The organism is Mycobacterium sp. Panama NTM2 (assembly GCF_054355555.1).
This window is the reverse complement of sequence record NZ_CM135953.1, coordinates 2,134,833-2,153,342: the sequence shown is the minus strand read 5'-3', so window position 1 is coordinate 2,153,342 and position 18,510 is coordinate 2,134,833. Positions and strand designations below refer to the sequence as shown.

General features: G+C 68.3%; 21 protein-coding genes. 14 read left to right on the top strand and 7 right to left on the bottom strand.

Annotated features, from left to right (window positions below; genetic code table 11):
• Nucleotides 1-12: 12 nt before the first annotated feature.
• Complete coding sequence (locus ACXYX3_RS10275) at nucleotides 13-492, top strand: DUF3093 domain-containing protein (protein ID WP_241207843.1); 480 nt, start codon at nucleotides 13-15, stop codon at nucleotides 490-492.
• Between the two features lie 4 nt (nucleotides 493-496).
• Here ACXYX3_RS10275 and ACXYX3_RS10270 read toward each other — a convergent pair whose 3' ends face one another.
• Nucleotides 497-799, bottom strand: a complete 303-nt coding sequence (locus ACXYX3_RS10270; RefSeq protein WP_043408120.1) for a DUF4193 domain-containing protein — start codon at nucleotides 797-799, stop codon at nucleotides 497-499.
• Nucleotides 800-978: 179 nt separating this feature from the next.
• Here ACXYX3_RS10270 and cei point away from each other — a divergent pair, with 179 nt between their 5' ends.
• Nucleotides 979-1,635, top strand: coding sequence for an envelope integrity protein Cei (gene cei, locus ACXYX3_RS10265; RefSeq protein ID WP_241207842.1), 657 nt, complete (start codon nucleotides 979-981; stop codon nucleotides 1,633-1,635).
• 2 nt (nucleotides 1,636-1,637) lie between these two features.
• Here the strand turns inward: cei and ACXYX3_RS10260 are convergent, their stop codons facing one another.
• Nucleotides 1,638-2,501 carry an inositol monophosphatase family protein gene (locus ACXYX3_RS10260; protein ID WP_458611611.1) on the bottom strand — a complete coding sequence of 288 codons (864 nt, stop codon included), beginning with the start codon at nucleotides 2,499-2,501 and terminating at the stop codon, nucleotides 1,638-1,640.
• Nucleotides 2,502-2,617: 116 nt separating this feature from the next.
• Here ACXYX3_RS10260 and ppgK point away from each other — a divergent pair, with 116 nt between their 5' ends.
• The 3 genes from ppgK (at nucleotide 2,618) to ACXYX3_RS10245 (ending at nucleotide 6,226) form a co-directional block, all read left to right on the top strand.
• Complete coding sequence (gene ppgK / locus ACXYX3_RS10255; protein ID WP_458611610.1) at nucleotides 2,618-3,421, top strand: polyphosphate--glucose phosphotransferase; 804 nt, start codon at nucleotides 2,618-2,620, stop codon at nucleotides 3,419-3,421.
• Between the two features lie 197 nt (nucleotides 3,422-3,618).
• Nucleotides 3,619-5,082, top strand: coding sequence for an RNA polymerase sigma factor (locus tag ACXYX3_RS10250; protein ID WP_458611609.1), 1,464 nt, complete (start codon nucleotides 3,619-3,621; stop codon nucleotides 5,080-5,082).
• A gap of 106 nt (nucleotides 5,083-5,188) precedes the next feature.
• Nucleotides 5,189-6,226 carry a methyltransferase gene (locus ACXYX3_RS10245; RefSeq protein WP_458612039.1) on the top strand — a complete coding sequence of 346 codons (1,038 nt, stop codon included), beginning with the start codon at nucleotides 5,189-5,191 and terminating at the stop codon, nucleotides 6,224-6,226.
• Here ACXYX3_RS10245 and ACXYX3_RS10240 read toward each other — a convergent pair.
• Complete coding sequence (locus tag ACXYX3_RS10240; RefSeq protein ID WP_458611608.1) at nucleotides 6,223-7,872, bottom strand: hypothetical protein; 1,650 nt, start codon at nucleotides 7,870-7,872, stop codon at nucleotides 6,223-6,225. The two genes, ACXYX3_RS10245 and ACXYX3_RS10240, sit on opposite strands and share 4 nt — an antisense overlap.
• 135 nt (nucleotides 7,873-8,007) lie before the next feature.
• Between ACXYX3_RS10240 and ACXYX3_RS10235 the strand changes: the two genes are divergently transcribed.
• Nucleotides 8,008-8,382, top strand: a complete 375-nt coding sequence (locus tag ACXYX3_RS10235) for a RidA family protein (protein WP_458611607.1) — start codon at nucleotides 8,008-8,010, stop codon at nucleotides 8,380-8,382.
• Here the strand turns inward: ACXYX3_RS10235 and ACXYX3_RS10230 are convergent.
• A complete protein-coding gene (locus tag ACXYX3_RS10230; RefSeq protein WP_241207217.1) occupies nucleotides 8,379-8,750 on the bottom strand; it encodes a DUF952 domain-containing protein in 372 nt (123 codons plus the stop codon). The two genes, ACXYX3_RS10235 and ACXYX3_RS10230, sit on opposite strands and share 4 nt — an antisense overlap.
• Nucleotides 8,751-8,882: 132 nt before the next feature.
• Here ACXYX3_RS10230 and ACXYX3_RS10225 point away from each other — a divergent pair, with 132 nt between their 5' ends.
• Nucleotides 8,883-9,074 (top strand): DUF7455 domain-containing protein, encoded by a 192-nt coding sequence (locus ACXYX3_RS10225; RefSeq protein WP_143817575.1) that lies wholly within the window; start codon nucleotides 8,883-8,885, stop codon nucleotides 9,072-9,074.
• A 27-nt stretch (nucleotides 9,075-9,101) separates the two neighbouring features.
• A complete protein-coding gene (locus tag ACXYX3_RS10220; protein ID WP_458611606.1) occupies nucleotides 9,102-10,118 on the top strand; it encodes a YihY/virulence factor BrkB family protein in 1,017 nt (338 codons plus the stop codon).
• Here the strand turns inward: ACXYX3_RS10220 and ACXYX3_RS10215 are convergent.
• The gene (locus ACXYX3_RS10215; protein WP_241207215.1) at nucleotides 10,108-10,344 is read right to left on the bottom strand and encodes a DUF3039 domain-containing protein; all 237 of its coding nucleotides are present in this window, start codon (nucleotides 10,342-10,344) and stop codon (nucleotides 10,108-10,110) included. The two genes, ACXYX3_RS10220 and ACXYX3_RS10215, sit on opposite strands and share 11 nt — an antisense overlap.
• Nucleotides 10,345-10,403: 59 nt before the next feature.
• Between ACXYX3_RS10215 and ACXYX3_RS10210 the strand changes: the two genes are divergently transcribed.
• The 3 genes from ACXYX3_RS10210 (at nucleotide 10,404) to ACXYX3_RS10200 (ending at nucleotide 12,760) form a co-directional block, all read left to right on the top strand.
• On the top strand, nucleotides 10,404-10,823 hold the full coding sequence (locus tag ACXYX3_RS10210) for a DUF3099 domain-containing protein (RefSeq protein ID WP_458611605.1): 420 nt from the start codon (nucleotides 10,404-10,406) through the stop codon (nucleotides 10,821-10,823).
• 147 nt (nucleotides 10,824-10,970) lie between these two features.
• Nucleotides 10,971-11,930, top strand: coding sequence for a sigma-70 family RNA polymerase sigma factor SigB (gene sigB / locus ACXYX3_RS10205; protein WP_241207213.1), 960 nt, complete (start codon nucleotides 10,971-10,973; stop codon nucleotides 11,928-11,930).
• Between the two features lie 140 nt (nucleotides 11,931-12,070).
• Entirely contained in the window at nucleotides 12,071-12,760 is a 690-nt protein-coding gene (locus ACXYX3_RS10200; RefSeq protein WP_241207212.1) for a metal-dependent transcriptional regulator, read from the top strand.
• Between the two features lie 5 nt (nucleotides 12,761-12,765).
• On the opposite strand, the gene ACXYX3_RS10195 is transcribed toward ACXYX3_RS10200, so the two are convergent.
• Nucleotides 12,766-13,815 (bottom strand): DUF4192 domain-containing protein, encoded by a 1,050-nt coding sequence (locus tag ACXYX3_RS10195; RefSeq protein WP_241207211.1) that lies wholly within the window; start codon nucleotides 13,813-13,815, stop codon nucleotides 12,766-12,768.
• Between the two features lie 170 nt (nucleotides 13,816-13,985).
• On the opposite strand from ACXYX3_RS10195, the gene sthA reads away from it, so the two are divergent.
• Complete coding sequence (gene sthA, locus ACXYX3_RS10190) at nucleotides 13,986-15,392, top strand: Si-specific NAD(P)(+) transhydrogenase (RefSeq protein WP_458612038.1); 1,407 nt, start codon at nucleotides 13,986-13,988, stop codon at nucleotides 15,390-15,392.
• A gap of 17 nt (nucleotides 15,393-15,409) precedes the next feature.
• Here the strand turns inward: sthA and ACXYX3_RS10185 are convergent, their stop codons facing one another.
• Nucleotides 15,410-16,222, bottom strand: coding sequence for a trypsin-like serine peptidase (locus tag ACXYX3_RS10185; protein ID WP_458611604.1), 813 nt, complete (start codon nucleotides 16,220-16,222; stop codon nucleotides 15,410-15,412).
• 185 nt (nucleotides 16,223-16,407) lie between these two features.
• Between ACXYX3_RS10185 and ACXYX3_RS10180 the strand changes: the two genes are divergently transcribed.
• Together ACXYX3_RS10180 and ACXYX3_RS10175 are read left to right on the top strand one after the other, a co-directional pair.
• Nucleotides 16,408-17,397 (top strand): proteasome assembly chaperone family protein, encoded by a 990-nt coding sequence (locus ACXYX3_RS10180; RefSeq protein WP_458611603.1) that lies wholly within the window; start codon nucleotides 16,408-16,410, stop codon nucleotides 17,395-17,397.
• Nucleotides 17,398-17,478: 81 nt separating this feature from the next.
• Complete coding sequence (locus ACXYX3_RS10175) at nucleotides 17,479-18,501, top strand: alpha/beta fold hydrolase (protein ID WP_458611602.1); 1,023 nt, start codon at nucleotides 17,479-17,481, stop codon at nucleotides 18,499-18,501.
• Nucleotides 18,502-18,510: the final 9 nt, after the last annotated feature.

Sequence of the window (18,510 nt, the reverse complement as noted above, 5' to 3'; positions counted from 1 at the left end):
ACTCTTGGCCGCGTGTCCGACACGCACACCACCGCCCGCAGCGTTCGTTACCGCGAACGGCTCTGGGTGCCGTGGTGGTGGTGGCTGCCGGGACTGGGACTGGCCGCACTGATCGGCCTCGAGATCAACCAGGGCGTTCCGGCGCTGCCGGTGTGGTTGCCGTATGCGCTGCTACTCCCTGTCGCCGCCGTTGCCCTGCTGTGGCTGGGCCGGGTGGAGGTGTCGGTGGTCGACCCGGGCACGGGAACCGCCGAGCTGTGGGTGGGACGCGCCCACCTTCCCGCCACGGTGATCACCCGCTCGGCGACCGTGCCCAAATCAGCGAAGTCGGCGGCGCTCGGCCGACAGCTCGACCCGGCCGCCTACGTCGTCCACCGCGCATGGGTGGGACCGCTGGTGCTGCTCGTGCTGGAGGACCCGGAAGACCCGACGCCGTACTGGCTGATCAGTGCCCGGCGTCCCGATCGGGTGCTCGCCGCGCTGAACTCCTGAGGCTCTAAGCCGCGCAGTCCGAGCAGATCATCATGCCGTTCTTCTCACTGGCCAGCCGACTGCGGTGATGCACCAGGAAGCAGCTCGAACACGTGAATTCGTCGGCTTGTTTCGGTATCACCCGTACCGAGAGTTCCTCGCCGGACAGATCCGCGCCGGGCAGTTCGAACGATTCGGCGGTCTCGGATTCGTCGACGTCGACGACAGCAGACTGAGCTTCGTTGCGGCGTGCCTTCAGTTCCTCGAGGGAATCCTCGGAAACGTCATCGGTCTCTGTGCGCCGTGGGGCGTCGTAATCGGTAGCCATGGCCTGTCCCCTCCGTGAAGCTCGTTGCAGCGTTGGTTTTGTACCAGCGTCGAACGCTTCCACCAAATGATTCGTGCCCGGAATGAGCCCTGATCTAATGTGATTTGCATCACATCAGGGAGGGTTGTGCTGTCAGTGCCGGTCGGAGGCTCGCTCGAAAGGGCTCTAGAGTCTGTGCCGTGGTCGCGCAAATCACCGAGGGCACCGCGTTCGACAAGCACGGGCGCCCGTTCCGGCGGCGGAACTTCCTGCCGGGAGCCCTGATGTTCGCCGCCCTGGCGGTGGCCGCGATGCTGGTCTGGGTGATCGCGCTGTCCCAACCGCCGGACGTGCAAGAGGTCGCGACGTGCAACCCTCCCCCGGCCCCGGCCGATCCCAACGCGCCAACCCCCACGCTCGGGGAGCAGGTGTCGCGCTCGGCGATGACCGATGTCACCCCCGCCAAGCTCGCCGACACGCGGATCAGGGTGCTCAATGCCAGCGGGCAGGGCGGCCAGGCGGCCGAAGTGGCCGGTGCGCTGCGTGACCTGGGGTTCAACGAGCCCGAAGCCGCCAACGATCCCGTCTACGCCAACGGCCGTCTGCAGTGCCAGGGGCAGATCCGCTTCGGCCCCGCCGGCCGTGCCGCCGCGGCATCGCTCTGGCTGGTGGCGCCGTGCACCGAGTTGTTCCAGGACCAGCGCCAGGACGACACCGTCGATCTCGCGATCGGCACCGATTTCACCGAGCTTGCGCACAGTGACGACATCGACGCGGTGTTGGCCAGCCTGCTGCCCGACGCCACCGCACCGGCCGACTCGTCACTGCTGACCAAGATCCACACGCAGACCTGTTGAGCTCAACGGTCCGCGTCGAGGTCCACCCCGCAGCGCCGTAGCGCGTCGTCGAGGTCGGCGGCCACCCCGGGTGCGGCCGCCACCATCAGGCCCGCCCCCGCGGCCTCGGGTGCCCGTACCACCGCACCCGCCTCCGCCGCGATCAACCCACCGGCTGCCCAATCCCACACGTGCACGCCGTCTTCGAAGTACGCGTCGAGCCGGCCCGCGGCCACCATGCACAGATCCAGGGCGCAGGACCCGATCCGCCGCAGATCGCGAATCTCGGGCAGCAATCGGGCCACCACCGCGCCCTGGCGCCGGCGGTCGTCGGGCTGATAGGAGAAGCCGGTGCCGACGAGTGCCATCGACAACGACGACGCGCTGCTGCACTGCAGCCGGGTCGTCTGCCCGTCCCGAACCACCCAGGCCCCGTGCCCGATCGCGGCGGCGTAGACGGCTCCGTGCGCGACGTCGGCGACCGCGCCGGCAACCGACACGCCGCTGCATTGCACACCGATCGACACCGCGAACGCCTCGATGCCGTAGACGAAGTTCACCGTGCCGTCGATCGGGTCGAGCACCCACGTGAGCCGCTCGTCCTGCCCGCTGTCGGGTCCGCCCTCCTCCTCGCCGAGGATCGGCTCCCCCGGGCGCAGTTGCGCCAGCCGCTCCCGCAGCAGGCGCTCGGTCTCGGTGTCGACGACGGTGACCGGGTCGGTCGGCGTGCTCTTGGACCGGATCGCGGCATCGGCGTCGGCCTGACTCGCTCGGTCGAACACCTCGGCGCGGCGTCGCCTGACGAATGCGGCCGCCTCGGCGGCCAACTGCTGGGCGACTGCTGCGACGGCCAGTGGCTCGGTGTCGATCTCGCTCACATCGACCATCGCAGCACACCGACGCCCGCTGGGGCGGCCCGGGATGGCGGACTGCCGCCCAGCGCGAACGGCCAGCCGATAGGGTGGGCACGACCGGGGCCGCCCACCTGCGCAGAGGAGCCTGCATGACTGCCACCGACTCACCTGCCACCGCTTCCCAGAATGGGTCTGCGCGCCGCGGTTTCGGCATCGACGTCGGCGGTAGCGGCGTCAAGGGCGGCATCGTCAACCTCGAGACCGGCACGCTGATCGGCGACCGCTACAAGCTGCTCACCCCTCAGCCGGCCACCCCGGACGCCGTCGCCGCCACGATCGCGGAGGTGGTGAAGCACTTCGGCTGGGACGGCCCGCTGGGCGTCACATACCCCGGCGTCGTGTCCGAGGGGATCGTGCGGACGGCGGCCAACGTCGACAAGTCGTGGATCGGTGCCAACGCACGCGAGGTCATCAGCGGGGCGCTGGGCGGCCAGCAGGTGACCGTGCTCAACGACGCCGACGCCGCCGGTCTCGCCGAGGAGAAATTCGGGGCCGGCCGCGGGCACAGCGGCGTCATCGTGCTGCTGACGTTCGGCACCGGTATCGGTTCAGCGGTGATCCACAACGGTGCGCTGCTGCCGAACACCGAGTTCGGGCACATCGAGGTCGAGGGCAAGGAGGCCGAGCACCGCGCCGCCAGCTCGGTCAAGGAGCGCAAGGACTGGAGCTACGAGCGCTGGACCAAGGAGGTCACCAAGGTGCTGGTGGCCATCGAGAACGCGATCTGGCCGGACTTGTTCATCGCAGGCGGCGGCATCAGCCGCAAGGCCGACAAATGGATTCCGCTGCTGGAGAACCGCACCCCGGTCGTCGCAGCAGCGTTGCAGAACAGTGCGGGCATCGTGGGCGCCGCGATGGCCTCCGAGCTCGACGTCACGGCTACTCACAAGTAACCGACGCGCCGCGGCCGTCAAATTTGCCGCTCGGGACGGTACGCACCCACACTGTCGTTACAATGGTCGACGGCGGCCGCCTACACCGAGAGCGGCGGAGCATCCTCACTAGAGATCGTCGCCGACATTCGAGATAACCGACACTTTTCGGCGGCGCATGCGTGCGCGCCGAAACCCGCACGATTGGAAGGGTGTACGTGGCAGCGACAAAGGCAAGCCCGGCAACCGATGAGCCGGTGAAGCACACCGCAGCCAAGACTCCCGCGAAGAAGGCGCCCGCGAAGCGAGCGGCCAAGAGCGCTCCCGCGAAGGCCGCCAAGCGCACGGCCAAGTCCGCCGACGCCCCCGCGGGACGCGGCCGCGCCAAGAAGGCGGCCGCGCCGGGAGCCGTCGACACCGAGCTGACCGGTGACGAGCTGGACGCCAACGACGAGCTCGAGGCAGAGCCCGGCGAGGACATCGACGTCGAGGACGGTGATCTCGAACTCGACGACATCGAGGTCGACAGCGACGACGACAGCGACGGCGACGACGACAGCGACGACGAGGCCGACGAGCCCGCCGCCGACGATGCGACCGAGACCCCGGCAGCGTCGGGCAAGGCCGCCGCAGCCGGCAAGGACGGCGCCGACGACGACATCGCCGAGCCCTCGGAAAAGGACAAGGCCTCGGGCGACTTCGTCTGGGACGAAGAGGAATCCGAGGCGCTGCGCCAGGCCCGCAAGGACGCCGAACTCACCGCCTCGGCCGACTCGGTCCGTGCCTATCTCAAGCAGATCGGCAAGGTCGCGCTGCTCAACGCCGAGGAAGAGGTCGAGCTGGCCAAGCGCATCGAGGCCGGCCTGTACGCCACGCAGCTCATGGCAGAATTCGCCGAGAAGGGCGAGAAGCTGCCTGCCGCCCAGCGCCGCGACATGATGTGGATCTGCCGCGACGGCGACCGCGCGAAGAACCACCTGCTCGAGGCCAACCTGCGTCTGGTGGTGTCACTGGCCAAGCGCTACACCGGTCGCGGCATGGCGTTCCTCGATCTGATCCAGGAGGGAAACCTGGGTCTGATCCGCGCGGTCGAGAAGTTCGACTACACCAAGGGTTACAAGTTCTCCACCTACGCCACCTGGTGGATCCGGCAGGCGATCACCCGTGCGATGGCCGACCAGGCGCGCACCATCCGCATCCCCGTGCACATGGTCGAGGTCATCAACAAGCTCGGCCGCATCCAGCGCGAGCTGCTGCAGGACCTGGGTCGCGAGCCCACGCCCGAGGAACTCGCCAAGGAAATGGACATCACGCCGGAGAAGGTGCTGGAGATCCAGCAGTACGCGCGAGAGCCCATTTCCCTTGATCAGACCATCGGCGACGAGGGCGACAGCCAGCTCGGCGACTTCATCGAGGACAGCGAGGCCGTCGTGGCCGTGGACGCGGTGTCGTTCACGCTGCTGCAGGACCAGCTGCAGTCCGTGCTGGAGACGCTCTCCGAGCGTGAAGCCGGGGTGGTGCGGTTGCGCTTCGGACTCACCGACGGTCAGCCGCGCACGCTGGACGAGATCGGCCAGGTGTACGGGGTCACCCGTGAGCGCATCAGGCAGATCGAGAGCAAGACTATGAGCAAGTTGCGCCACCCCAGCCGCTCGCAGGTTCTGCGCGACTACCTCGACTAGGTCGACCACCAAGCGTCGTCCAAGAATTGTTCAAGGCGGTTCGCCTAGCGTGACCGCCGTGAGACGAACTGTTCCGCCGGTGGCGGTGATCCGGGCAGTCGATCGGATGCGTGCGGCACTGGCGCAGTGGCACCGCGGCACCGCCCCCGGCAACGTGGCCCTGCTCGAGCTGGCCACCGGAGCCTGGACGACCCAGGTGCTCTACGTCGCAGCCAAGCTCGGCATCGCCGACGAGTTGGCCGGCGGTCCACGGCATTCCGCAGACGTGGCAGCCGCAGTGGGAGCCCACGCCGGTGCAGTGCATCGCCTGATGCGAGCCATGACCAGTCGCGGCGCGTTGCGTGAGCGGCGCGACGGTCGCTTTGCGCTGACCTCGGTGGGGCAGGCGCTGCGCGCGGACGTCCCGGGCTCGATGCGCGACATGGTGCTGTTCATCGGACATCCGGCCCGATGGGCGGACTGGGGCAGCTTGGATTATTCGGTGCAGACGGGTGAGCCGGCCGCGGACATGTTGCGCGGGATGCCGTTCTTCGACTACCTCGACACCGACCCGGAGTTCGCGCGGGTGTTCAACAACGCCATGACCGCCGCCAGTGGGCTGTCGAATGACGTTGCGCTACACGCCTATGACTTCACCGGGTGTCGACTCGCCGTCGACGTCGGCGGTGGGCACGGCGCGGTGCTGGCCACCATCTTGCAGAAGGTGCCGCAGGCGCGCGGGGTGCTGTTCGACCTGCCTGCGGTCGTCGACGGAGCCGGGCGGGTCTTCGAGGACGCCGGCGTAGCGGCCCGCGCACGCGTCGAGAGCGGTTCGTTTCTCGACGCGGTACCTGCCGGCGCCGACCTGTACGTGATGAAGAACATCATCCACGACTGGGACGACGAGCACGCAGCCACGATCCTGCGCAACATCCGCACGGGCATCGACGACGGCGGCAGGCTCGTGCTGCTGGAGATGGTGCTTCCCGAACGCGCCACGTCCTTCATCGGCCACATGCTCGACCTCGAGATGCTGCTGATGGTGCACGGCCGGGAACGCACCCGGGCGGAATACTTGGAGTTGTTGCGTCGAACCGGTTTTCGGCTGACGAAGGTGGTCCCGACGGTCAGCCCGCTGTCGGTGATCGAGGCGGTGCCCGTCTAGTCCGCGCGGTTGCCCGCTCCGCCGGCGCCGCCGTCCCCGCCGACACCGCCGGCGGTCCCGCTTCCCGCTTCTCCGGCGCCGCCTGACGATCCCGCCGCTCCGGCGTTGTCACCGCGCGAGCCGCCGCTGCCGCCGCGGCCGCCGAGCCCGCCTGCGCCGCCGGCGCCGGTCGCTCCACCGACGCCGTCACTGCCTGCCGAGTCTTCCTGTTGGCTGCCTGCGCCGCCGCGGCCACCGGCACCACCCGCGCCGCCCGCACCGCCGGTCCCGCCGCGTCCGCCGGCCCCGCCGTCGCCACCGTCACCGGCGGTCACTGTGCCGCGCACCGGATCGGACACGTCGACACCGCCGTCGCCGCCGTCGCCACCCGTGCCGCCCGTCGCGCCGGTGCCACCCTGACCGCCCGCGCCACCGGCGCCTCCGGCGCCGCCGGCACCGGTCAACTGGCCCGCGCGCCCGCCGGCTCCGCCTGCACCTCCGACCGCACCGGTGCCACCTGTCGCGCCGGTACCGCCGGCGCCGCCGGTGCCACCCGCGCCGCCGAAGCCCACCGTCGAACCGATGTCGACGTTGCCGCCGTCGCCCCCGTCGCCGCCCCGGGCACCGGTGCCGCCCGTGCCGCCGTTGCCGCCGCGGCCGCCGAACGCGGCGGCACCGGGTGCGTTCTGCTGGGCCAGCCCGGCGTTCCCGCCGTCACCGCCCATACCTCCGCCGGCGCCGTCACCGCCGTCGCCGCCGTTTCCGCTGACCGTGAACAGGTGGCGGCCTCCGAAGAACCCTCTGGCGCCCTGCCCGGTGCCACCCTGTCCGCCGGACTGGTTGCTGCCGGGAGCTCCGTCGGCCCCGCGGCCGCCGTTGGCCCCGGTGATCGCTCCGTCGACGACGGTGCCGGTGAACGGCAACCCCGAGGTCCCGAGATAGCTGGGGTTTCCGGTGGCGCCGCGGCCGCTGGGAGCGGGATTGTCGCCGTCGAGTCCAACCCCGCCCTTGCCGCCGTTGCCGCCGTTGCCGCCGTTTCCGTGCAGCCGTCCGGCGGAACCACCGGCACCGCCCTGCCCGCCGGCCATGCCCGGTCCACCATCTGCGCCGTTGCCGCCGTCGCCGCCGTTTCCGGTGTCGGCGAAGCGGCCCGCGTTGCCGCCGGCACCCCCGTCTTGGCCGGGATATCGACCGTCTCCCCCACGGCCGCCGTTTCCGCCAAGAAGTCCGCCGTTGCCACCTTTGCCGCCGTTCGCACCATCGCCGCCGTCGCCCCAGAGCAGCCCCCCGTTGCGGCCGTTGCAGGCCGCGCCGGTGCAGTCGGCCGGGGCGTCGGCACCATCGCCGATCAGCCAGCCCCCGGTCCCGATCATCCGGACGCGTGGAGTCGCCGCCCGCACGCCGACAGCGGCGGAGCCCGTGTCACCGTGCACCGATCCGGACCGACCTAGCCACCAAATCGGTTGGAGTGCTGCGGTTTCCGAGGACATCGCCGACTCAGTCGAGGCCAGAGCGACGTCGAGGCGGACGGGATTGCCCGCACCGGGCGGCAGAGTCATGACGACGCCGGCCCCGATCATCGCCGCACCACCGGTGCTTGCCGCGAGCCACTGCAGCACCGTCTTCCGGCCGCGTCCCGTCGCCGCGCCACGCTCCGCTCTGGACATGTTCGATCCCCCCGCGATTGACGTCCATGAATTGCTGGAATCTAACCGGCAAATCATGAGGTCCGTCAATAGGCTCGCCGTGACAGGCCCGCGGTCGCAACGGCGGCACCACCGGACGGACGCTAGGTTGGCACCGTGCACCAGCGCGTCAACGTCTCTTCCGACTCACCCTTCGAAGACGCGGTCGGCTATTCGCGCGCAGTACGGGTGGGTCCGTTCGTCGCGGTCGCGGGCACCACCGCCCCCGGTGCCGATGCAGCGGAACAGGCTCGAGAAGTGTTGCGGCGCATCGCTGTCGCACTCGGCGAGGTAGGCGCTTCGCTGTCCGACGTCGTGCGCACCCGCATGTTCGTCACCGACATCAGCACCTGGCAGGAGGTGGGCGCGGTGCACGCGGAGGTCTTCGGTGCCGTCCGCCCCGTCACCACCATGGTTGAGGTCGCTGCGCTCATCGAGCCGGGACTGTTCGTCGAGATCGAAGTCGATGCCTATGTCGAGAGCGACATCTAGGTCGGAGTCGTCAGCGGAGCGAACTGACCGTCGAAGCCGGGGACGTAGGGAGTGACGCGGATCACAGCAGTGACCGGCAGTTCTCCATACAAATGTGGGAACTCCATGCCATCTGGATCGGTCGGAACCCCCGGCTCCCAGCGAACAGGAGATGTCAACCGTGCCCCGTCGATGTGCAGCAGCACCAGGTCCGTGCGACCGGCGTAGAGCCGGTTCGCGGGCAGATGGACCTGCTCCGGCGTGGACAGGTGGACGAATCCGACCTCTGTCAACGACGACGGCCGGTGGGCGCCGCAGCCGGCTGCTGCCGCCCACTCGTCGGCACTGCACAAGTGCACATAGTCGGCACCGTCTCGAGGATGGGACACACCGGCCGCCTTTCAGAGTCGTCGACCGCAGGGCCGTGAGACACGACACACCCGTAAACCCCCGGGGAACAAGGCCGAAACCCCGAGCGTCTGACACAGTGGAACTACGTCGCTACACCCTATGGAGGTGCCATGACCGCAACGCTCACCAGTCCGGAATTGACCAGGGCTGATCGCTGCGACCGGTGTGGAGCGGCGGCCAAGGTACGTGCCAAGCTCCCGTCGGGAGCTGAGCTGCTGTTCTGCCAACACCACGCCAACGAGCACGAAGCGAAGCTCGTCGAGCTGGCCGCGGTGCTCGAAGTGAGCCCGGTGGAGTCGTAAACCGAAATTCGGCATGCTGGGCTGGTCATGAGTGACCAGTCTGAGCGGCCGGCTGATCGACCGCCGCGTCCGTCGCCCTCGCGTCACCACATCCGGCAGATGTCGCTGAGGACCCTGTCCAAGAGTTGGGACGATTCGATTTTCTCCGAGTCGGCTCAGGCTGCCTTTTGGTGCGCGCTGTCGCTGCCCCCTCTGCTCCTCGGCATGCTGGGAAGCCTGGCCTACATCGCGCCGCTGTTCGGGCCCGATACGTTGCCGATGATCGAGAACCAGCTGATCAGCACGGCGGGGCGGTTCTTCTCGCCGAACGTGGTCAGCGAGATCATCGAGCCGACCGTTCGCGACATCGTGCGCGGCGCGAGGGGCGAGGTGGTGTCGATCGGCTTTGTGATCTCGTTGTGGGCGGGCTCGTCGGCCGTGTCGGCGTTCGTCGACTCGATTACCGAAGCACACGACCAGACCGAGCTGAGACACCCCGTCCGCCAGCGTTTCTACGCGCTCGGGCTCTACGTCGTCATGTTGATCGGCGCGATCATCACCGCGCCGTTCTTGGCGCTCGGTCCGCGCAAGCTCGCCACCTTCATCCCCGACAGCTGGGACACGGTGCTGCGCCTCGGCTACTACCCGGTGCTGTTCGTGGCGATCACGCTGGGAGTGCTCGTCCTCTACCGGGTGTCGCTTCCCAAGCCGCTGCCGACGCACCGACTGCTTCTGGGCTCGGTGCTGGCGACCACGGTGTTCCTCATCGCCACGTGGGGTCTTCGGCTGTACCTGACGTGGATCACCAGCACCGGCTACACCTACGGCGCGCTCGCCACACCGATCGCGTTCCTGCTCTTCGCGTTCTTCCTCGGTTTCGCGATCATGATCGGGGCCGAACTGAACGCGGCGATCCAAGAGGAGTGGCCGGCGCCCGCCACACACGTCAACCGCGTGCGCGAGTGGCTGGAGACGCGCTCGGATGTGCCGTGCAGGAATGGATCCGCACCCGCAGGCACCCCTGCGGCGCCCGCGGTGCCGGACTCCGACGCGGCTACTTCTTGAGTTGGTCGTAGATGCGCTTGCAGTCCGGGCAGACCGGCGATCCCGGCTTGGCCGAACGCGTCACGGGAAACACCTCGCCGCACAGCGCCACCACATGCGTACCCATGACGGCGCTCTCGGCGATCTTGTCCTTCTTGACGTAGTGGAAGACCTTCGGGGTGTCGTCATCGGTCCCGTCGTCGACGCGTTCGTCGGTGTCGGGGCGCTCGATCGTCTGCGTTTGCATGACGCCATTCTGCCTGGGAACGAAACGGTAATAAATGCGGCAGGCATGGCCTGCTCGAGATGTGGAACAGTGGAGACATGAAACAAGGCCAAGAGCTGAGTTTCGACGACGAGGGCCGGCCCGTACTGATCACGAGGGCTGCCCCCGCCTACGAGGAACAGCACCGTCAGCGGGTTCGGAAGTACCTGACATTGATGTCCTTCCGTATCCCGTCACTCATCCTTGCCGCCGTCGCCTACGGCATCTGGCACAACGGTCTGGTCTCGTTGGCCATCGTGGTGGTGGCCATCCCGCTGCCGTGGATGGCTGTGCTGATCGCCAATGACCGGCCGCCGCGGCGCGCCGAAGAACCGCGGCGCTACCAGAACCAGCAGCGCATCCCGCTGTTCCCCACCGCGGAGCGTCCGGCTCTCGATGTCGGGCGTCCGCGGGCACCGCAACCTGATCCGGACGAATTCGGCGACGGCTACCGCAGCTGAGCGCGTTCTTGCTCATTTCTCAGCACATTCTCAGGTCGTGCCCGAATAACCGCTGATCAGAAGGTGTGAAGCGGATCCTTCGTGGGAACTCTGAGCGGGTCTGGGGCGTTGAAGCTCTTGAAAGTTCCACCCGATCAGGAGGCCGTCATGGCAAATGCCACCACCAGCCGCATGGACCAAGACCTCGACGCTCAGTCCCCCGCCGCCGACTTGGTGCGCGTGTATCTGAACGGGATCGGGAAGACGGCTCTGCTCAACGCCGCCGACGAGGTCGAGCTGGCCAAGCGGATCGAGGCGGGGCTCTACGCGCAGCATCTCCTCGCGACCCGTAAGCGGTTGGGCGAGAACCGCAAACGCGATCTCGCGGCGGTGGTACGCGACGGCGAGGCCGCCCGGCGGCATCTGCTCGAGGCGAACCTGCGCCTTGTGGTGTCGCTCGCGAAGCGCTACACCGGCCGCGGGATGCCGCTGCTGGATCTGATCCAGGAGGGCAACCTCGGTCTGATCCGCGCAATGGAGAAGTTCGACTACAGCAAGGGTTTCAAGTTCTCCACCTACGCCACCTGGTGGATTCGGCAGGCGATCACCCGCGGCATGGCCGACCAGAGCCGCACCATCCGCCTGCCCGTGCACCTGGTGGAGCAGGTCAACAAGCTGGCCCGCATCAAGCGCGAGATGCATCAGAACCTCGGCCGCGAGGCCACTGACGAGGAACTGGCCGCCGAATCGGGCATTCCCGTGGAGAAGATCACCGATCTGCTCGAGCACAGCCGCGACCCGGTGAGTCTGGACATGCCTGTCGGCAGCGACGAGGAAGCCCCGCTGGGGGACTTCATCGAAGACGCCGAGGCGATGTCGGCCGAGAACGCGGTGATCTCCGAACTGCTGCACACCGACATCCGGTACGTGCTGGCCACGCTCGACGAGCGCGAGCAACAGGTGATCCGGCTTCGCTTCGGCCTCGACGACGGGCAGCCGCGCACACTCGACCAGATCGGCAAGCTCTTCGGGCTCTCCCGGGAGCGGGTCCGTCAGATCGAACGTGAAGTGATGGCCAAGCTCCGCAATGGTGAGCGCGCCGACCGGCTGCGCTCGTACGCCAGCTGACGCCTTTTCCCAGTAGGCCCGCCGGAGATCCTCCGGCGGGCCTACTGCTTGTCCTGGCCCGGTGTGGCTTCCGTCGCCGCAGGAAGGGCCGCCTGTGCAGCGGGCGGCCGGTAGACTCGGCGCGAACGGAGGGTGTGCGAATGAACGATCTTGTCGATACCACCGAGATGTATCTGCGAACCATCTACGACCTCGAGGAAGAGGGCGTGGTACCGCTGCGCGCGCGCATCGCAGAGCGTCTCGAACAGAGTGGCCCCACCGTCAGCCAGACCGTGTCCCGGATGGAGCGCGACGGGCTGCTCCGCGTGGCCGGCGACAGGCACCTCGAACTCACCGACAAGGGCCGCGCGCTCGCCGTGGCCGTGATGCGCAAGCATCGGCTCGCCGAACGCCTGCTGGTCGACGTCATCGGATTGCCGTGGGAAGAAGTTCACGCCGAGGCGTGCCGGTGGGAGCACGTGATGAGCGTGGATGTCGAGCGTCGGCTGGTGCAGGTGCTCGACAACCCGACCACCTCACCGTTCGGTAACCCCATTCCCGGGCTCTCCGAGCTCGGCGTGGACAGCCTGATCGACGAGACACGCAACCTGGCGCGCCTGACGGAGATGCCCGCCGGCATGCCCGTCGCCGTGGTGGTGCGCCAGCTCACCGAGCATGTCCAGGGCGACGTCGACTTGATCGCGCGCCTCAAAGACGCCGGCGTGGTCCCCAACGCGCGGGTGACGGTCGAGGTCAACGACCACGGTGGCGTGATGATCGTGATTCCCGGCCACGAGCAGGTCGAACTTCCTCACGAAATGGCGCACGCCGTCAAGGTCGAGAAGGTCTGACCGTCTCACCCGGCGCGCCTGCCGAACGTCCGGCGCGGCGGTAGCCGGACGCCGAGTTGCGCCGCGAGACGGTAGCCGGTGCGCGCCAACTCGCGGATCTGCTCCGGCCGCAGTCCCGAGTGAAGGGCCTGATCGAGCATTCCCGCCATCCGGTGCAGCGGCTGACACCGCAGTGCAGCCTCCAGCGAGATCCCGGCCAATGGCCCGTCTCCGCGGGCATAGGCCGAGAATGCCAGCAGGACAAGAGCTTCCACCCGCCACGGGGCAGGAAGACGACGCGACAAGTCGGCCCACAGCGCTTCGGCCATGCCCGCACGGTCGCCGACCGCGAGGGCGTACAACGTGTCCCGCACCCGCGGATCGGTCAGCGACAGCGCCAGCCGGCTGGCCTGCTCGTCGCGCACCGCCTCCCCTGCGGCGAGTTGTTCGGCGCACTCCAACGCGTGCTCGATGTCGCTGCGCGCCGAAGAACTCGCGCGGGTGCTCTCCAGTGGCCCGGCCGCTTCGATCAGCTGCGCCAGCATGTCACTGTGTGCCGGATCACTGACGGACACGACGTCGAGTAGCTCGTCGCGACGGGCGTAGAGCCGCCGGCCGTCCAGCACCGCTGCCGCCGCGACGGGCGACGCGCTCGGGTCGTCGACCGTTCCCGTGGCGCCGCACCCGTCCGCGCAACTCCACCGTCCACCAGCGGCCACCGCATCGACCACGTGCGCGGCCATCAATTCGATGCCCCACCGCGCGACCTCGGAGGCGAGGTCACGCGCCCAGTCACGATAGAGGTCCTTGCACATCGGGCAGCTCGCGCCCTCCGCGTCGACGATCACCGCGATCACCGCCTCCGCACCGGAGGCGGCCGCCAGTTCGGCCAGATGCGGCACGCACGTCTCCCGTGGTTCGGACAGATCGGCACGCATGACCGCGCCCATCTCATCGTCGGCGACGGTGACGAGCACAATGGATTTCTCGGGCACGAAGCCCAGTACGGCGGGCAGCGCAGCGATCAGGGCGCCGGGCCGGTCGAGGGGGGCGTCGGAGCGTGGTGTCGAGGACATACCGCCAACCTGGCAACTGACACCGACAGCGAGGCGCTGTTGCCGTCGCGGCCCCGCCGAACTGGGGACGAAATCGGCATTGGGGACAACCCGGGCAGTGTTCACGAGAAGTTGACCTCCGCCGACATGCGTATCGGCGGCAAGCACGCGAGTCTGTGTGCATGGCTTCGATGCTGGAATACGACCTGGTGGTCATCGGTTCGGGTCCGGGCGGACAGAAGGCCGCGATCGCCGCGGCCAAGCTCGGCAAGTCCGTGGCGGTCATCGAGCGGGGGCGCATGCTCGGCGGCGTCTGCGTCAACACCGGAACCATCCCGTCCAAGACGCTGCGCGAGGCGGTCGTCTACCTCACCGGCATGAACCAGCGCGAGCTCTACGGCGCGAGTTATCGAGTCAAGGACAAGATCACCCCGGCCGATCTGCTCGCCCGCACCACCCACGTGATCAGCAAGGAACAGGACGTGGTGCGGTCCCAGTTAATGCGTAACCGCGTCGACCTGATCTCAGGACACGGCCGCTTCGTCGACGCGCACACCGTGACGGTGGAGGATCCCGAGCGCCGGGAGCACACCACGGTGACGGGGCGCTACATCGTGCTGGCGACGGGCACGAAACCCGCGCGGCCGCCGGGCGTGGAGTTCGACGACAACCGGGTGCTCGACTCCGACGGCATCCTCGACCTCAAGTCACTGCCGACGTCGATGGTCGTCGTCGGTGCCGGCGTGATCGGCATCGAGTACGCGTCGATGTTCGCAGCACTGGGCACGAAGGTGACCGTCGTCGAGAAGCGCGACACCATGCTCGACTTCTGCGACCCCGAGATCATCGAGTCCCTGAAATTCCATCTGCGGGATCTGGCGGTCACGTTCCGCTTCGGTGAAGAGGTCACCGCCGTCGACGTCGGCTCCACCGGCACGGTGACGACGCTGGCCAGCGGCAAGAAGATCCCCGCCGAGACGGTCATGTACTCCGCGGGCCGGCAGGGCCAGACCGAGCATCTCGATCTGGACAACGCAGGCCTGGAGGCCGAACATCGCGGCCGGATCTTCGTCGACGACGATTTCTGCACCAAAGTCGATCACATCTACGCCGTCGGCGACGTCATCGGATTCCCCGCGCTGGCGGCCACGTCGATGGACCAGGGCAGGCTGGCGGCCTATCACGCGTTCGGAGAGCCGTGCCACGGCATGACGGAGCTGCAGCCCATCGGGATCTACTCCATCCCCGAGGTGTCCTATGTCGGGGCGACCGAGGTGCAGCTGACCAACGACGCCGTGCCGTACGAGGTGGGCATCTCACGCTATCGGGAGCTCGCGCGCGGCCAGATCGCCGGCGATTCGTACGGCATGCTCAAACTGCTGGTGTCCACGGAAGACCTGACCCTGCTCGGGGTGCACATCTTCGGCACCAGCGCCACAGAGCTCGTGCACATCGGACAAGCGGTGATGGGCTGCGGCGGAACCATCGAGTACCTGGTCGACGCGGTGTTCAACTATCCGACGTTCTCCGAGGCGTACAAAGTCGCAGCGTTGGACGTGATGAACAAGCTGCGTGCGCTGAAGCAGTTCCGCGCCTGAGACCCTCAGCACGACGGTCAGCCGCCCGGGATCGCGCTGCAGCCGTCGTCGAATCCGCTCGGCGGGTCATCGGATGGCCCGCCCGCTTCCGCGCGGGCCACGAGCGCGCGGATGGCGGGGCCGAAGGCCGGCGAGTAGGACACCTCGTCGCGGCATCCCCCGCCGTCGAGTCCGCCGATGACCCCCACCACCGCCGACCCCGACATCCACGGCGCCCCGGAGAAACCGGCCACGATGCCGTCGCAGTGCACCACCGGGAATCCGTCGCGCGGCGGCGCGGTCGCCGCGGAGCATGCGGTCGGTCCCCCTCCGACGCCGCTGCTGTAGCCGACGACAGTGACGTCGGTCCCGGCCGCGGGTGCGATGCCCAGACGTAGTCCGCCACCGGCGAGGAATCGCAACGAATCACCGTCGTTGCGGCTGACCCGTGCGATCGCGAAGTCCGCAGCGGGGTCCTGGTCGGCCGTCCAGCGCGGATCAAGGTAGACGGCGTCGAGCCGCCACGAGTCATCCGGCGACGCGGCCCCGGCGAACGCGGGCACGAAGGTGGTGTCGTCGCCGTCGGTCACGCAGTGGGCGGCGGTGAGGATCAGATCGGCGACGGCGGACTGGATGACCGAGGCGGTGCAGAAGTGCAGGTCGTCGGCGCCGTGGAACAGCGCACCGACTCGGGGATCCGGCGTCACGGGTTGCGCGGCGGGGATCTGGTCAACGCTGCTCGTCGTCGGTGCGATCGCCGATTGCGGTGCAGAATGGGCCGCCCCGCACGCGGTCAGCATGGCCGTGGTGAGCACCGCCAGGACAGGCCGAACGCAGGCGAGCAAGCGCATACCCTCCGATGATCCTCCTCGTGGCGTTTTCGTGACGGTCAGCGAGGGTAGATCGGGCCCGGGTGCAGCGGAATGCCACGTCGGGGCACGAGCGTTCGATGACTTGGGTGATGACTCCGGTGGGGCGCAGGATCGTCGGTGAGAGACACTGGTGGGACACCCGACATCGAGAGGAGGCGAGGAACATGGCTGACGAGACGGATTCCGGTCAGCACTACCGGCCCGAGCAGACGGGCATGTACGAGCTCGAGTTCCCCGCGCCTTCGCTTTCTTCCCCCGACGGGCGCGGACCGGTGTTGATCCACGCCCTGGAGGGCTTCTCGGACGCGGGCCGGGCCATCAAGCTGGCCGCGGAGCACCTCGAGAGCACCCTCGACACCGAGCTGGTGGCGTCCTTCGCGATCGACGAGCTGCTCGACTACCGGTCGCGGCGCCCGCTGATGACGTTCAAGACCGACCACTTCACCAACTACGAGGAGCCCGAACTCAACCTGTACGCCATCCGCGACGCCGTCGGGACGCCGTTTCTGTTGCTGGCCGGGCTCGAGCCGGATCTGCGGTGGGAGCGCTTCATCACCGCCGTGCGACTGCTGTCCGAACAGCTGGCGGTGCGACGTGTCATCGGTTTGGGTGCGATCCCGATGGCCGTACCACACACGCGCCCGATCACGCTGACCGCGCATGCCAACGACAAAGAGCTCATCGCCGAACACCAGCCCTGGGTCGGTGAGGTCGCGGTGCCCGGCAGCGTGTCGAATCTGCTGGAATTCCGGATGGCTCAGCACGGTCACGAAGTGGTCGGCTTCAGCGTCCACGTGCCGCACTACCTGGCGCAGACCGAGTATCCGGCCGCGGCGGAGACGCTGCTGGCCGAGGTGGCGCGCAGCGCATCGCTGCAGATCCCGACCGCCGATCTGAGCAGGGCGGCGGCAGAGGTCGCCGAGAAGGTGAACGAGCAGGTGGCCGCGAGCGCGGAGGTCGCTCAGGTGGTGGACGCCCTGGAGAGGCAATACGATGCGTTCGTTGCCGCACAGGAGAACCGGTCCCTCCTTGCGCGCGACGAGGAACTGCCCAGCGGCGACGAACTCGGCGCCGAATTCGAGCGGTTCCTCGCCCAGCAGGCCGGCGAGTACCAGAAGGACAAAGACAAGGACGATCCCCGGGACAGCTCGTAGTCGTCCCGGGTCCGTCAGGGCCTCACAGGGTCCGACCCGTCCCGACGACGAAGTGGGCGACATGAGATGTGATCGCGGGCGATGACCGAACGCACACCGAACCTGCGTCCGGTGCGCGAGCTGACGCCGACGTTGCAGTTCCGCACGATCCACGGTTACCGGCGCGCCTACCGCATCGCCGGTTCCGGGCCGGCGATCCTGTTGATCCACGGAATCGGTGACAACTCCACGACGTGGAGCACGGTGCAGACCGCGTTGGCGCAGCGCTTCACGGTCATCGCGCCCGATCTCCTCGGCCATGGGAAGTCCGACAAGCCGCGCGCAGATTACTCTGTCGCCGCATACGCCAACGGAATGCGGGATCTCCTCAGTGTGCTCGGTATCGACAGCGCGACCGTGATCGGGCATTCGCTCGGCGGTGGCGTCGCGATGCAGTTCGCCTACCAGTTCCCCCAGTTGGTCGATCGGCTCATCCTCGTCGGCGCCGGCGGGGTGACCAAGGATGTCAACATCGCCCTGCGGCTGGCGTCCCTGCCGCTGGGTACCGAAGCTCTTGCGCTGCTGCGCCTGCCGTTGGTGCTGCCGGCGCTACAGCTCGCGGGTCGGCTCGGCGGTGCGCTGTTCGGGTCGACCGGCGCGGGTCGCGACATCCCGGACATGCTGCGGATCCTCGCCGATCTGCCGGAGCCAACGGCCTCGTCGGCTTTCGCACGGACGTTGCGCGCCGTCGTGGATTGGCGCGGCCAGGTCGTCACGATGCTCGACCGCTGCTATCTGACGCAATCTGTCCCGGTGCAATTGATCTGGGGCAGCGGCGATTCGGTGATTCCGGTCGGACATGCCGAGATGGCCCACACCGCCATGCCCGGCTCACAACTCGAGATCTTCCCCGGTTCCGGGCATTTCCCTTTCCACGACGATCCGGACCGCTTCGTCGAGGTGGTCGAGAAGTTCATCGACGGCACCCAGCCCGCGGTGTACGACCAGGAGTATCTGCGCTCGCTGCTGCGAACCGGGATCGAGGAGAGCGCTCTGTCGGGCTCGGTGGACACCCGCGTCGCGGTGCTCGATGCGATGGGCGCCGACGAGCGCAGCGCCACCTGAGCAGGACTG

Coding starts and splice junctions, on each gene's coding strand:
- ACXYX3_RS10270 (WP_043408120.1), bottom strand. CDS start 799: ATGGCTACCGATTACGACGCCCCACGGCGCACAGAGACCGATGACGTT.
- ACXYX3_RS10260 (WP_458611611.1), bottom strand. CDS start 2,501: ATGGTCGATGTGAGCGAGATCGACACCGAGCCACTGGCCGTCGCAGCA.
- ppgK (WP_458611610.1), top strand. CDS start 2,618: ATGACTGCCACCGACTCACCTGCCACCGCTTCCCAGAATGGGTCTGCG.
- ACXYX3_RS10245 (WP_458612039.1), top strand. CDS start 5,189: ATGCGTGCGGCACTGGCGCAGTGGCACCGCGGCACCGCCCCCGGCAAC.
- ACXYX3_RS10240 (WP_458611608.1), bottom strand. CDS start 7,872: ATGTCCAGAGCGGAGCGTGGCGCGGCGACGGGACGCGGCCGGAAGACG.
- ACXYX3_RS10225 (WP_143817575.1), top strand. CDS start 8,883: ATGACCGCAACGCTCACCAGTCCGGAATTGACCAGGGCTGATCGCTGC.
- ACXYX3_RS10220 (WP_458611606.1), top strand. CDS start 9,102: ATGAGTGACCAGTCTGAGCGGCCGGCTGATCGACCGCCGCGTCCGTCG.
- ACXYX3_RS10215 (WP_241207215.1), bottom strand. CDS start 10,344: ATGCAAACGCAGACGATCGAGCGCCCCGACACCGACGAACGCGTCGAC.
- ACXYX3_RS10210 (WP_458611605.1), top strand. CDS start 10,404: ATGTGGAACAGTGGAGACATGAAACAAGGCCAAGAGCTGAGTTTCGAC.
- sigB (WP_241207213.1), top strand. CDS start 10,971: ATGGCAAATGCCACCACCAGCCGCATGGACCAAGACCTCGACGCTCAG.
- ACXYX3_RS10200 (WP_241207212.1), top strand. CDS start 12,071: ATGAACGATCTTGTCGATACCACCGAGATGTATCTGCGAACCATCTAC.
- ACXYX3_RS10195 (WP_241207211.1), bottom strand. CDS start 13,815: ATGTCCTCGACACCACGCTCCGACGCCCCCCTCGACCGGCCCGGCGCC.
- sthA (WP_458612038.1), top strand. CDS start 13,986: ATGCTGGAATACGACCTGGTGGTCATCGGTTCGGGTCCGGGCGGACAG.
- ACXYX3_RS10185 (WP_458611604.1), bottom strand. CDS start 16,222: ATGCGCTTGCTCGCCTGCGTTCGGCCTGTCCTGGCGGTGCTCACCACG.
- ACXYX3_RS10180 (WP_458611603.1), top strand. CDS start 16,408: ATGGCTGACGAGACGGATTCCGGTCAGCACTACCGGCCCGAGCAGACG.
- ACXYX3_RS10175 (WP_458611602.1), top strand. CDS start 17,479: ATGACCGAACGCACACCGAACCTGCGTCCGGTGCGCGAGCTGACGCCG.